The sequence below is a fragment of the Mycobacterium paraterrae genome, assembly GCF_022430545.2.
Taxonomy (GTDB): Bacteria; Actinomycetota; Actinomycetes; order Mycobacteriales; family Mycobacteriaceae; genus Mycobacterium; species Mycobacterium paraterrae.
Window position 1 is genome coordinate 4,884,785 of record NZ_CP092488.2, and the last position, 12,987, is coordinate 4,897,771.

Here is a 12,987-nt window from a genome sequence, read left to right on the forward strand (position 1 = left end):
GATGACGGGCATGTCCGCACCGCTGCTGTTGCTCGACGGCGCGAGCATGTGGTTCCGCTCGTTCTTCGGCGTCCCCTCCTCCATCACCTCTCCGGACGGCCGGCCGGTCAACGCGGTCCGCGGTTTCGTCGATTCGATGGCGACCGTGATCACCCGGCACCGGCCCGGCCGCCTGGTGGTGTGTCTGGATCTGGACTGGCGACCGCAGTTCCGGGTCGACCGCATCCCGTCGTACAAGGCGCATCGGGTCGACCAAGAAAACCCAAGCGGCCAAGTCGATGTCGAGGAAGTACCCGACGATTTGTCGCCGCAGGTCGAGATGATCGCCGAGTTGCTCGACGCGTTCGGCATCTGCACCGGCGGCGCCGAGGGTTACGAGGCCGACGATGTGATCGGCACGCTGGCCGCCCAGGAGCGTCGCGACCCGGTGGTGGTGGTCAGCGGAGACCGCGATCTGCTGCAGGTGGTCCGCGACGATCCGGTCCAGATCCGGGTGCTCTACCTGGGTCGCGGTCTGACCAACGCGACGCTGCTGGGCCCGGCCGAGGTGGCGGAGCGCTACGGCGTGCCGGCCGATCGGGCCGGCGAAGGCTATGCCGAACTGGCGCTGCTGCGCGGCGACCCGTCCGACGGCCTGCCCGGCGTGCCCGGCGTCGGCGAGAAAACCGCGGCTACGCTGCTGGCCCAGCACGGCTCGCTGGAGGGCATTCTGGCCGCCGTCGATGACCCGAAATCCGCACTGGCCAAGGGCATCCGGGCGAAACTGCGGGCCGCCGCCGACTACATCGAGGACGCGGGCCCGGTGGTGGCGGTGGCCACCGACGCTCCGGTCACGCTGTCGACTGCCACCGATGCGCTACCGCTGGTCGCCGCCGATCCGGCGCGGGTCGCCGATCTCGCGACCCGCCTGGGGGTTGGGTCGTCGGTCGCGCGGCTGCAAAAAGCGCTCGACGCGCTGCCCGGACCGTGATTACTTGGGCCGACCGACTTCGTAGGTGCCCTTGTTGTCCTGAAATGTCACGGTCACCGAGCGCTTGGTGCCGTCGATGCTGACGTCACAGTCGAACGTGGCGCCCTTCTTGACGGTCGGGTTCTGACCGTTGTTGCACTTGACGTCCTTGACGTTCTTCGCGCCGTAGCCATTGGTGCCGTCGGTGAGGATCTGCTGAACGCCGGCCTCGGCCTTGCCGACGTCGAGCTTGGTGGTGACGAAGAATCCGGGCGCCCAGAAGCCCAGGACCAGGATTACCGCCACCACGACGGCGGCCAGCACCGCGGCGATCGTGCCGATCGTCTTCTTCGACCGCTGCGGCCCGGCGGGCGGTTGCCCATAAGGCGCCGGGTATTGCCCGTATTGCCCGGGCTGCCCGGGCTGTTGCGGGTATTGGCCGGGCTGCCCGTATTGACCCGGCTGGCCGTATTGCCCCGGTTGGCCGTACTGCGGGGGCTGTCCGTACGCGGCGGTCTGGCCGGCAGCGTACTGGCCCGGCTGCGGATATCCCTGTTGTGGATACTGCGGGTAGTACTGGGTCGGCGGCTGCTGATACTGCCCGTACTCGGTGGGCGTGTACGCGGGCGCTTGCCAGGTCTGCTGTTCGCCGCCAGCGGGTTGCCAGCCGTGTTCGCCGCCGGCTTGCTGCTGCCACGGCGAGGCCTGCTGGGTGTGGTCCTCGCCGGAGTACTGACCTTCACCCTGAGGCGGCTGCCACCCTTGCGTCGGGTCGGTTCCCTGCGGTCCACTCATCGTGTCCCAGTCCTCTCAGTCGGCGATTGCGGTCCTCGCGTCGGTCGCCTAGCAACCGTAACCTCGGCTCAGCCTACCCGGCGTCAACTGCCACGACGCCGCGCCGAACCGCATCGATCGCCCGCTTGGCGGTCGCCCGTAACTCCGGCTGCGGCGCCGCGATGCGCACCTGGTCGAGCAGGTCAAGCACCTGCCGGCACCAGCGGACGAAATCTCCGGGTGACAGCGCCGACCCGCTTCCCTCGGTGTCGGCGGCGGCCAATGCGGTGACCAGATCGCCGCTGCTGGCCCAGCGGTAGATGGCGGCGACGAAACCGTCGTCGGGTTCGCGGCTGAGCGTGATCCGGTGCCGGTGCTCGTCGGCCCGCAACGTTGCCGACAGACGCCGGGTTTGCGTCAGGGCCTGACGCAGTCGCGACGTCGGGACTTGCTCGTTGCGCGGCCCCCCGGGGCCGTCACCACCGCGCGTCTCGAAGATCACCGCCGACAGCACCGCCGCCAGCTCGGCGTCCTTCAGGCCGGTCCATGCGTCGGTGCGCAGACACTCGGCGACCAGTAGGTCGCTTTCGCTGTAGATCCGGGCCAGCAGCCGACCGTCGTCGGTCACTGTGGGAGCGCCGTCTTCGAGCGCGATGAAGCCGCGTTCGGTGAGCAGGCCCACGATCCGATCGAAGGTGCGCGCCAGCGAGTTGGTGGCCGCGGCGACTTTCTTTTCCAGCGCGGCGTTGTCGCGTTCGATCCGCAGGTATCGCTCAGCCACCCGCATCCGGGTCTCGCGATCGGCGTCGCGATGGGCGGGATGGCGACGCATCTTCTCTCGCAGCGCCGCCAATTCGGGATCGCCGTCACCGCTCTCGGTGCGCTTGCCACGGCGTTCACCGATGCCGGCGATTCCGGCGGCCGCGGAACGCAACGCCGAGGCTAGGTCACGACGGACCCGGGGTTGCCGATGCTCGATGCGCTTGGGCAAGGTCATCGACCCGACCGGCGCTGACTCACCGGAGTAGTCGGCCGAGGAAATTCTTCCGGCCCAACGGTTTTCGGTCAGCACCAGCGGCCGGGGGTCGGAGTCGTCACGGGCTGGTTCCAAGACGACGGCCAAGCCGCCGCGCCGGCCGTGGGTGAGCGTGATGATGTCGCCCTTGCGGAGCGCGGAAAGGGCGTTGTTGATTGCCTGCCGGCGCTGCACCCGCGACGCCCGCGCCTGGGCGCGTTCGTGCTGGCTGATCTGCTCGCGGAGCCTGGCGTAGTCGAGAATGGCCGCGTCTTTGCCGCCGAGTTCGGCGGCGACGTCGTCGAGCATCCGCTGGCCACGCTCGACTCCGCGAACCAGGCTCACCACCGAGCGGTCGGCCTGGTACTGCGCGAACGACCGTTCCAGCAATCGGTGCGCCTGCTCGGTTCCCACTCGGTTGACCAGGTTGATCGTCATGTTGTAGGACGGCGCGAACGAACTGCGCAATGGGAAGGTGCGGGTCGACGCCAGTCCGGCGACCTCGGCAGGTTCGGTGGTGTCGTCACCCGGATTCCACAGCACGACGGCGTGCCCCTCGACGTCGATGCCGCGCCGGCCGGCCCGGCCGGTCAGCTGCGTGTACTCGCCGGGTGTCAGGGGCAGATGCTGCTCGCCGTTGTATTTGACCAGCCGCTCCAACACCACCGTGCGGGCCGGCATATTGATGCCCAAAGCCAATGTCTCGGTGGCGAATACAGCGCGGATCAGCCCGGCGGTGAACAATTCCTCGACGGTGTGCCGGAACACCGGCAGCATGCCGGCGTGATGGGCGGCGATGCCGCGCAGCAACGCTTCGCGCCACTCGTAATAGCCGAGCACCTCGAGGTCGGTGTCTTCCAGGTCGCCGCAGCGATGGTCGATCACCTCGGCAATCTGCGCGCGCTCCTCGTCGGTGGTCAGCCGCAGCGACGACCGCAGACACTGCGTGACGGCGGCGTCGCAGCCGACGCGAGAAAAGATGAAGGTGATCGCCGGCAGCAGGCCGTCCGCGTCGAGCATCCGGATCACGTCGGGACGCGACGGCGGGCGGTAGAAGCCGCGGTGCTCCGAGCGTCCCTGGCCTCCACGCCCGCCGCGCCGCGGACCTCGCCAATCGGACAATCGGTCGGCCTCGCGGCGATGAGCGATGTGGCGCAGCAGGTTCGGGTCGACGATCGCGTGCCGCCGGTCCCCTGGCTCGTGCGCGTCATAATCGAACAGGTCGAAGAGTCGCTTGCCGACCAGCATGTGCTGCCACAGCGGGACCGGCCGGTGGTCGTCGACCACCACGGTGGTGTCGCCGCGCACGGTCTGAATCCAGCCGCCGAACTCCTCGGCATTGCTGACCGTCGCGGACAGGCTGACCAGCCGCACGTCCTCGGGCAGGTGCAGGATCACCTCTTCCCACACCGCGCCCCGCATCCGGTCGGCGAGGAAGTGCACCTCGTCCATCACCACGTACGAAAGACCTCGCAGCGCAGGCGAATCCGCGTAGAGCATGTTGCGTAACACCTCGGTGGTCATCACCACCACCGGCGCTTCGGCGTTGACCGACACATCCCCGGTGAGCAACCCGATCTGCTCTTTGCCGTAGCGGGCGACGAAGTCGCTGTGCTTCTGGTTGCTCAGCGCCTTGATGGGCGTGGTGTAGAAGCATTTGCCGCCCGAGGCCAGCGCGAGGTGCACCGCGAACTCGCCGACGATGGTCTTGCCGGCCCCGGTCGGAGCGCACACCAAGACACCGTGGCCGCCCTCCAGTGCCACGCAAGCCCGCCGCTGGAACGGGTCGAGCTCGAACGCCAATTCGGCTGCGAAGCGGTCGAATTCGCCGGGGGAAGTATCAGGTGATGTCGTCATGAGGTCCGGACATGCTCGACGGGGCGCCCACTGCGGAGGGTGGCTCGACCGTGGACGGCGGTTCGATGACCGAGGCCTCGTCGTCGGCTGGAGCCTCGGCGGCGATGAGCGCTTCGCGCCTGGCTTTACGTTTGTCGTGCACGCGGGCGATCTGGATGGCCAATTCGAGCAGCAGGGTCAGCGCCAGGCCCAGCGCTGTCATCGAGAACGGATCGGAGCCTGGCGTGAAGATAGCGGCGAAGACGAACATCGCGAAGATCAGGCCGCGCCGCCACGACTTCAGCCGCTGATAGGGCAGCACTCCGACGAAGTTCAGCATCACGACCAGCAGAGGAAATTCGAAGCTGACCCCGAACACCAACAGCAGGTTGATCAGGAAGCCGAAATACCGGTCGCCGGACAGCGCGGTCACCTGCACGTCGCTGCCCACGGTCAACAGGAACTGGAGGGCCTTCGCCAGCACCAGGTAGGCGAGCACGGCGCCGGTCACGAACAGCAGCGCCGCCGGCATCACGAATGCGACCGCGAAACGCTTCTCCTTCTTGTACAGCCCTGGGGTGATGAAGGCCCAAAGTTGGTAGAGCCACATCGGGCAGGCCATTACCACGCCGGCCGTCAGCGCGACCTTCAGCCGAAGCATGAATTGCTCGAACGGCGCGGTCGCCAGCAACCGGCATTGTCCGTTCGCGATGTCGGCGCGCGCTGATGCCGGTAGGGCGCAGTAGGGGTGCCGCAGCCACTCGCCCAGGCTTTCCAATCCGAACAGCGAGTGGGAGTACCACACGAATCCGATCGCGGTCGTGATCGAGATGGTCGCCAGCGAGATCAGCAGCCGGGTTCGCAGCTCGGTGAGATGAGCGACCAGCGACATCGTCGCGTCGGGATTGGTGCGGCTGCGACGGGAACGCGGATCTAGCCGCCTGAATAAACCGGTGGTGCGCACAGTTGCGTGGCGCTCGGGCGCCGTGGCGGCGGAGCCAGGCTAGGCCGAGCGACCGTCAGCCGCAGGCGGCTCGACCCGCTCGGAATGCACCGGCTGCGCCGGCGCGGCTTGGGTGGCGGACGCTTCGGGCTTGTTGTCGCTTTGCAGTTCGCGGACCTCGGACTTGAAGATCCGCAACGATTTGCCCAGTGAGCGTGCGGCGTCGGGAAGCCTCTTGGCGCCGAACAGAACAATCACCAGGACCGCGATGATAGCCAGGTGACCCGGAGTCAGAGCGTTCACTTGTGTTTACCTCCAGATGTCTCCACGATGCTACCGCAGCCGCGGTTCGATCAGCCGGACCGCGCCGCGGCCTGGTAAGCCTCCAGCGCCGCGGCGGCGGCCGCGGACACCCGCGTGGCCAACGAGTCCGGGCCCAGCACCTGCACCGATGATCCCAGCCCGAGCACCTGGCGCGCCATCCACTCTTCGGAGGCGTAGGTCATCGCCGCCTCGGTATAGCCGTCGGGCAGCTCGTTCAGTAGTCGCATCGGGTAGTACTCGAACATCCAGGAAGCTTCCGGCGCCAGCCGCAGCCTCGCTGACGGCAGCGACGGATCGGCGTCGAACAGCGAGGTGTTCGGCGGAGCCTGGGTCGCAGGTTCCGGCGGTGCGGCGGGCTCGTCGAGCACGGCCGCGTCGACGATGCGGTCGAATCGGAACAGCCGCACGCCTTCGGCCTCTCGCGACCATGCCTCCAGGTAGCTCTGGTCGCCGACCAGTACGAGCCGGATCGGGTCGACGATCCGGGTGGCCAGGGTGTCGTGTGAGGCGGCGTAGTAGTCGATGCTCAGCGCCTTGGAGTCCCGCACCGCGGCGCGCACCGCGGCGGCGGCCGCGCTCTCGGCCGGGGCGGGTGCGTCGACCGCGCTGACGTCGTTGCCGAGCCCGGCGGCCCCGGCGGCCGCCTCGATCTTGGCGATCGCGCTGCGCGCTGCCTCCGGGTCGACGAGGCCCGGGATGTCGGCGAGGGCGCGTAACGCCACCAGCAGCCCGGTCGCCTCCGGCGATGTCAGCTTCAGCGGCGTGTCCATCCCGGCCGAGAACGTCACCTCGATGGTGTCGCCGGTGAATTCGAAGTCGATCAGGTCGCCCGGCCCGTAGCCCGGCAGCCCACACAGCCACAGCTGGTCGAGGTCCTCCCCTAGTTGCTTGACCGAGACGCCGAGGTCGGCGGCCGCTTGAGCGCGGGTGACCCGCGGGTTGGCCTGGAAATACGGGACCATGTTCAGCAGCCGCACCAGGCGCGTCGACACGGGAGTCATCGCCGCTCCTCCTCGTCGCGAACGTGACCCCGCAGCAGGTCGAGCACCTCGTCGCGCAACGTCTGCGGTTCCAGCACGACGGCGTCGGCGGCGTAGCCGGCGATATCCCGAGCCAGCCGGCCGAAGGTGCCGACGTCGACCTCGATGACGTCGCCGTCGCGGCCGTTGAGTTGCCGCGCGCCCAGCGACGTTCCGATCCGGCGCAGCGCCGTCGCGCGACCGTCGGCAACCCAGACCTGGGCCTTGACGCCCGTCGGCGCATCACCGACGGCCTTGGCGACGATATCGCGCAGGTCGACGCCCTGGGGAGTGGTGACCGCGCCGGGCGGTCCGATCGGCGTCACCTCGGCGCCGATGCGCGACAGCCGGAACGTCCGGGTCGCGTTGCGGTCGCGGTCGTGCCCGACGACATACCAGCGGCCCTTCTCGGTGATCACCCCCCACGGCTCGACGGTGCGCAGGGTGTACGGCTCGGTGCGCGACGGGCGATGCGGAAACTGAACGGCCTGCCGGGCCGTCACCGCTGACAGTAAGGCGTTCAGCACGTCCTCCGACCCCCGCAGCCCGACGCTGCCCACCGGTGACGCGATCGCGATCGGAGCATCGGGGTCGACATCGATGCCGGCTGCCCGCAGCTTCAGCAGTGCTCCCTGAGTGGCAGTGATCAGCTCGGGCGACTCCCACAGCTGGGTGGCCACCGCGACCGCGGCAGCCTCGTCCCCGGTCAGCTCGACGGCGGGCAAGGCGTAGGTGTCGCGGTTGATCCGGTAACCCTCGACCGGGTCGTAGGACGACACTCGGCCGGTTTCCAGCGGGATGCCCAGATCGCGGAGTTCGTTCTTGTCGCGCTCGAACATTCGAGAGAACGCTTCGTCGCTGGCGCTGTCGGCGTATCCGGCCACGCTCGTCCGGATCTTCTCAGCGGTGATGTAGCTACGGGTGGACAGCAGTGCGATGACGAGGTTCATCAATCGCTCGACTTTGGAGACCGCCACGCGTACGAGATTAGGGCAATAGCTTGCGCGGCAATGTCAATGGATCGCGGACGCGACGGCATCCGAGCGTGCCTGCCTGCCATACGCGGCGAGCGAACGCAGCTGGCGCAGCGCGAACGCGCGACGCCGCCCGTACTCGGGGATGTGCACCCCCGACCATATGCCCTGCGCTCCGGGTGTCTTCAAGGCGTCCTCTGCGCACGCCCAACGCCGCGGGCACGCTCGGCACAACGCCTTGAGGGCCGGGTCGTCCCCGCCGTCGAACCATCGGTCCGCGTCGGCGAAGCAGGGCGGGTTGGTCAGTGGAAGGGGCATGTCAAACGTCACTGGCACGGTTGGTTCTCCCGTCGTGGGGCGTGTTCCAATATGGACGTATTGGACGACGATATGACCATATTGCCTGAGCCTACTGTTAAATTTCATGCATTGCCGAATCAGCCTCGACGCGGTTCTTCACGCCGCGTGCCGCCAAACCCGCCGAGCCGTCGAGCGCGGAGCGGATCCGGGATGCTGCGCTGAGATGCTTTGCGGCAAAGGGGATTTCTGCTACGTCACTCAAGACGGTCGCCGAGGCCGCGGGCACATCGGTGGGATTGGTGCAGCACTACTTCCGCACCAAGGCCGCATTGGTGGAAGCGGTCGATGACTACGTCATCGGCGTGGTCAGCGGCGCGCTGGAGTCGGGCATGCTTCCACCGGCGCCTCAGGATGCGCTAGTCGAAATGGGACGCCGACTCACCACGGTCATGGCGGAGCAGGACGACGTCATCTCCTACATCGGCCGAGCATTGGTCGAGGGTGAGTCCATCGGCGCGGAGATATTTGACGGTCTGCTCAAAGTCAGTGCGGCGCAACGAGACCTACTCGTCGAGCGCGATCAGGCCAGGCCGGATCTGGACCCGGTCTGGGCGCCAATGAATGTGCTTTTGCTGCGCCTGGGGCCGATGCTGCTGCGCTCCCACATCGAACGCCACCTGCCTGAATCGTTCAACAGTCCGGCACAGCTCAGACGCTGGGACAACGCGGTAACCACGCTCATCCGCCAAGGGCACATGCGACCGGGCGCGGACTGAAGGAGGGCTCGCCGCTAGACGCAGTTGCCCGACTCCTCCCCAGACCGCGTTGCGGGCCGCACCGTCGTCGGGCTACATGCTGGCGATCAACCGCTTGACCCGCTCGTCGACCGACCGGAACGGGTCTTTGCACAAGACCGTGCGCTGCGCCTGGTCGTTCAGCTTGAGGTGCACCCAGTCCACGGTGAAGTCGCGCCCGGCGGCCTGAGCCGCGCTGATGAATTCACCCCGCAGCCGGGCGCGGGTGGTCTGCGGCGGTTGGTCGACGGCCGCGTCGATCTCTTCGTCTGTGGTGATCCGCGCTGCCAAACCCTTGCGCTGCAAGAGGTCGAAGACGCCGCGTCCGCGCTTGATGTCGTGGTAGGCCAGGTCGAGCTGGGCGATCTTCGGGTCGGACAGCTCCATGTCGTAGCGATCCTGGTAGCGCTGGAACAGTTTGCGCTTGATCACCCAGTCGATCTCGGTGTCGACCTTGGCGAAGTCCTGGCTTTCCACGGCATCAAGCTGACGACCCCATAGGTCGACGACCTGCTCGACCTGCGCGTTGGGCTCGCGGGTCTGCAAATGCTCGACGGCGCGCGCGTAGTACTCCCGCTGAATGTCCAGCGCGCTGGCTTGCCGTCCGCCGGCCAGCCGTACCGGTCGCCGACCAGTTACGTCGTGGCTGACCTCACGGATGGCGCGGATGGGGTTGTCCAGGGAGAAGTCCCGGAAAGCGACCCCGGCTTCGATCATCTCCAGCACCAGGGCCGCGGTGCCCACCTTCAACATCGTGGTGGACTCGCACATGTTGGAGTCGCCGACAATGACATGCAGCCGCCGGTACTTCTCGGCGTCGGCGTGCGGTTCGTCGCGGGTGTTGATGATCGGGCGGCTACGGGTCGTGGCCGAGGAGACGCCCTCCCAGATGTGCTCGGCACGTTGCGACAGGCAGAACGTCGCCGCTTTCGGGGTCTGCAGCACCTTGCCGGCGCCGCAAATCAGCTGACGGGTGACCAGGAACGGCAACAGCACGTCGGAAATGCGGGAGAATTCACCGGCTCGCACGATCAGGTAATTCTCGTGGCAACCGTAGGAGTTGCCCGCCGAGTCCGTGTTGTTCTTGAACAAATAGATGTCGCCGCCGATACCCTCGTCGGCCAGCCGCTGTTCGGCGTCGATGAGCAGATCTTCGAGCACCCGCTCGCCGGCGCGGTCGTGGGTGACCAGTTGGGTCAGGCTGTCGCATTCGGCGGTCGCGTATTCGGGATGGCTGCCGACATCGAGGTACAGCCGGGCGCCGTTACGCAGGAAGACGTTGGAGCTGCGACCCCAGGAAACTACGCGTCGGAACAGGTAACGGGCCACTTCGTCGGGCGACAAGCGTCGGTGGCCGTGGAAGGTGCAGGTGACACCGAATTCGGTTTCAATGCCCATGATTCGACGCTGCACAATTCGAGCCTACTTGCTGAACGCGCGACGGGTGGGAGGCCCCGCCGTGATTGATGCGCCAAACGGCCCAGCCGCTCGTTTCATACCTTGGGCGTGCTCCCCTCGCGCGACGCCGACCTACCAGAAATTGACGCCGTTAACTTATCTGCGCAAACTCTTTTTTCTAAGCTTGCTCTCAGCTACGATCCTCGAACGCTGCCCGAACGGCGACGGATGGTCTCTTCGGAAAGTAGGACGACCATGCACAAGGAATATCGCCTCTACGCTGCACTCGGAGTCGCGCTGATCGGCGCCGGCACGCTCACTGCTGCACCACCGGCACCCCGCGTGCAGGCCCACGCAATCCAACTCGTCGATGTCGACACGGCAGCATCACCGCTCGGCGACGGAATAGCGCTTGTCTTCGACGGCAGTGGTGACCCAATACCGCCGCCACAATCCGTGGACGCCGCCGTCGAGCTGTACCTGCAGCCCTTGGGGTTCACCGGCACCGCCCAGTCGGCGTTCATACCCGACGGCTTGTATCCGCTGACCGGCATCAAGAGTCTGGAGCTTGGCCCGTCGCTGGCTCAGGGCCAGCAGATGATGGCTTCCGATATCGAGGCCCGGATAGCGGCCGGAGGGGTGAGCGCTGAAAATCCCGTGGTGGTTTTCGGCTACTCGCAGAGTGCGGCCGTCGCCTCGCTGACCATGTCGCAGCTCGCCCATGACGGCGTGCCCAGTGACGACGTTCATTTCGTGTTGGTCGGCGACATCGAGAATCCCAACGGCGGCTATGAGACCACTTTTGATTTTCCGGCTGGCAACACCGGGCGGTTCACCGCATTCGGGACTCCGCTGTTACCTGCGACGCCTTCGGACCTCTATCCGACCGACATCTACACGTTCGAGTACGACGGTTCCGCCGACTTCCCGCACTACCCAACGAACCTGCTATCGGACCTCAACGCCTACTTCGGGATCTTCTTAGGGCACACCTTTTACGAGGATCTGACCCCAGCCCAGATCAACAATGCGATCCTGTTGCCGGGATCGGAGTCGCTGACCGGGGAAGGCCTCACCGATTACTTCATGATTCCCAACGACAATCTGCCACTCTTAGAGCCGCTGCTGCTGATCCCGGGCGTCGGAAAACCGTTGTACGACTTGCTGGAACCGGATACCCGCATCCTCGTGAACCTGGGCTACGGCAGCATCACCGACGGCTGGAACCAGGGGTCAGCCAACGTGCCCACCACGTTCGGGCTGTTTCCCAGCATCGACCAAACCCAGCTCTCCGATGCCCTGAGCAGCGGCTGGCAGCAAGGGCTTACCGACGCCCTGCACGATCTGCAGAACCCGGTCAGCTACCAAGACCAGATCGCACCTTTGCAGCCCTTCGTCGATTTCATCTACACCCATGGCTTCGCCCCTGAGAATCCGACGTTCAGCGAATTCTTCAGTGGGTTCCTCACGTTTCTTGGCTTCCCAGTGTCGGACGTGACGCTTAGCTCGTCGCCGACAGACATCGTCGACGACATCAGCGCCACGCTGTCAAGTGAATACGCGTCGACGTTAGCGTTTGCCGATGCGGTCAACGTGCTGCTCACCAGCCTGCCCGCTTACGACGCGGCCATCGTTGCCGATCAGCTGGCGGCGGGAAATTACCTTGACGCGATCCTCGACCCGATGGCCGCCAATACCGCGCTGATTCCCTACGACCTGCTACTCGGCGTGACGCCCGCGTTGGTCGCCACCCTGGGCACTGTCGTCAACATCGCGAACCTGTTCTCGTGATGCCTCAGTGCCGGATCAGGGCTTGACCGGCTCGGGCGCCTCGCCGAACCGGCTCAATGCCAGCGCTGCGAGCACCGCCACCACGAACCCGGCCTCGACCATCCAGCCCAGGCCCGGGCGGGTGCGGTCACCGAGCCAGGCCACCCCGACCAGCGCCGGGCCAACCGTCTCGCCGATCACCATCCCGGCGACCGCGGTGGTCACCGATCCGCGGCTCAAAGCGGAGGTGAGCAGCAGGAATCCGGCCGCCCCGCCGACGACCAGCGCATAGACGGCGGGGTTGGTCCAGAAGGTGGCCTCGGTGAAGTCGATCGAATCGATCAGCCGGACGGCGATCTCCACGACGCCGAAGCCGGCGCCCGCGCCGAATCCCAACACCAGTGCGCGCGCCCGATCACCGAGTCGGCCCGCAACCCCGCCGGCCAGGAACACGGCTACGCCGACCACCAACAGCGCCCAACCCAGCCCGGCCGGGCCGCGTCCGTCACCCTCAGGTCCGGCGGCGACGCCGAGCATCGCCAGGCTCGCGCAGACGACAGCGACCGCAGTCCATTCAATCCCGGACAACCGGGTGTGCAGCAACCACGCCGCGACAATCGCGGTGACTGCCAAAGATCCAGCGATCGCCGCCGCCACGACATAGATCGGAACCAGTCGCAACGCTGCTACCTGCAGAAAAAAACCGGCACCGTCGAGCCCGATGCCCAGCAGATACCGCCATTGCCGCAGTGCGCGCAGCAGCAGGGCGGCATCGACGCCCGAATCGCGGTTGCCGGCGTCGACCGAGCGCGCTGCGGCGGCTTGCAATACCGTCGCCGTGCCGTAACAGACCGAACAGCCCAGCGCCAGCAACAATCCGATCAGCACCGA

The 12,987-nt window shown here is 66.7% G+C and carries 12 protein-coding genes; 3 read left to right on the top strand and 9 right to left on the bottom strand.

Going from position 1 to position 12,987, the window contains the following annotated elements:
• Positions 1–10 precede the first annotated feature (10 nt).
• Positions 11–970 carry a 5'-3' exonuclease gene (locus MKK62_RS23490; protein WP_240263457.1) on the top strand — a complete coding sequence of 320 codons (960 nt, stop codon included), beginning with the start codon at positions 11–13 and terminating at the stop codon, positions 968–970.
• Here MKK62_RS23490 and MKK62_RS23495 read toward each other — a convergent pair whose 3' ends face one another.
• The 7 genes from MKK62_RS23495 to MKK62_RS23525 form a co-directional block, all read right to left on the bottom strand.
• Positions 971–1,744 carry a DUF4333 domain-containing protein gene (locus MKK62_RS23495; protein WP_240263456.1) on the bottom strand — a complete coding sequence of 258 codons (774 nt, stop codon included), beginning with the start codon at positions 1,742–1,744 and terminating at the stop codon, positions 971–973. It lies immediately after the preceding gene.
• Positions 1,745–1,817: 73 nt separating this feature from the next.
• Positions 1,818–4,595, bottom strand: coding sequence for a DEAD/DEAH box helicase (locus tag MKK62_RS23500; protein ID WP_240263455.1), 2,778 nt, complete (start codon positions 4,593–4,595; stop codon positions 1,818–1,820).
• The gene (gene tatC / locus MKK62_RS23505; RefSeq protein ID WP_240263454.1) at positions 4,579–5,538 is read right to left on the bottom strand and encodes a twin-arginine translocase subunit TatC; all 960 of its coding nucleotides are present in this window, start codon (positions 5,536–5,538) and stop codon (positions 4,579–4,581) included. The genes MKK62_RS23500 and tatC overlap by 17 nt, the downstream gene beginning before the upstream one ends.
• A 39-nt stretch (positions 5,539–5,577) precedes the next feature.
• Positions 5,578–5,820 (bottom strand): Sec-independent protein translocase subunit TatA, encoded by a 243-nt coding sequence (gene tatA, locus MKK62_RS23510; protein WP_240263453.1) that lies wholly within the window; start codon positions 5,818–5,820, stop codon positions 5,578–5,580.
• Positions 5,821–5,870: 50 nt separating this feature from the next.
• Positions 5,871–6,842: a helix-turn-helix transcriptional regulator gene (locus tag MKK62_RS23515; RefSeq protein ID WP_240263452.1), complete on the bottom strand. Its 972-nt coding sequence runs from the start codon at positions 6,840–6,842 to the stop codon at positions 5,871–5,873.
• On the bottom strand, positions 6,839–7,837 hold the full coding sequence (locus MKK62_RS23520) for a helix-turn-helix transcriptional regulator (RefSeq protein WP_240263451.1): 999 nt from the start codon (positions 7,835–7,837) through the stop codon (positions 6,839–6,841). The genes MKK62_RS23515 and MKK62_RS23520 overlap by 4 nt, the downstream gene beginning before the upstream one ends.
• Positions 7,838–7,873: 36 nt before the next feature.
• Positions 7,874–8,152 (bottom strand): WhiB family transcriptional regulator, encoded by a 279-nt coding sequence (locus MKK62_RS23525; protein WP_260060451.1) that lies wholly within the window; start codon positions 8,150–8,152, stop codon positions 7,874–7,876.
• A gap of 110 nt (positions 8,153–8,262) precedes the next feature.
• On the opposite strand from MKK62_RS23525, the gene MKK62_RS23530 reads away from it, so the two are divergent.
• Entirely contained in the window at positions 8,263–8,910 is a 648-nt protein-coding gene (locus MKK62_RS23530; RefSeq protein ID WP_240263970.1) for a TetR/AcrR family transcriptional regulator, read from the top strand.
• A 72-nt stretch (positions 8,911–8,982) separates the two neighbouring features.
• On the opposite strand, the gene pafA is transcribed toward MKK62_RS23530, so the two are convergent.
• Positions 8,983–10,341: a Pup--protein ligase gene (gene pafA / locus MKK62_RS23535; protein ID WP_240263449.1), complete on the bottom strand. Its 1,359-nt coding sequence runs from the start codon at positions 10,339–10,341 to the stop codon at positions 8,983–8,985.
• Positions 10,342–10,581: 240 nt separating this feature from the next.
• On the opposite strand from pafA, the gene MKK62_RS23540 reads away from it, so the two are divergent.
• Positions 10,582–12,117: a PE-PPE domain-containing protein gene (locus tag MKK62_RS23540; RefSeq protein ID WP_240263448.1), complete on the top strand. Its 1,536-nt coding sequence runs from the start codon at positions 10,582–10,584 to the stop codon at positions 12,115–12,117.
• Positions 12,118–12,132: 15 nt separating this feature from the next.
• Here the strand turns inward: MKK62_RS23540 and MKK62_RS23545 are convergent, their stop codons facing one another.
• Entirely contained in the window at positions 12,133–12,984 is an 852-nt protein-coding gene (locus MKK62_RS23545) for a DMT family transporter (protein WP_240263447.1), read from the bottom strand.
• Between the last annotated feature and the right edge of the window lie 3 nt (positions 12,985–12,987).

Bases quoted from the DNA above. Each gene is read 5' to 3' on its own strand.
- MKK62_RS23490 (WP_240263457.1), top strand. From the start codon at position 11: ATGTCCGCACCGCTGCTGTTGCTCGACGGCGCGAGCATGTGGTTCCGC.
- MKK62_RS23500 (WP_240263455.1), bottom strand. From the start codon at position 4,595: ATGACGACATCACCTGATACTTCCCCCGGCGAATTCGACCGCTTCGCA.
- MKK62_RS23495 (WP_240263456.1), bottom strand. From the start codon at position 1,744: ATGAGTGGACCGCAGGGAACCGACCCGACGCAAGGGTGGCAGCCGCCT.
- MKK62_RS23525 (WP_260060451.1), bottom strand. From the start codon at position 8,152: ATGCCCCTTCCACTGACCAACCCGCCCTGCTTCGCCGACGCGGACCGA.
- MKK62_RS23540 (WP_240263448.1), top strand. From the start codon at position 10,582: ATGCACAAGGAATATCGCCTCTACGCTGCACTCGGAGTCGCGCTGATC.
- MKK62_RS23515 (WP_240263452.1), bottom strand. From the start codon at position 6,842: ATGACTCCCGTGTCGACGCGCCTGGTGCGGCTGCTGAACATGGTCCCG.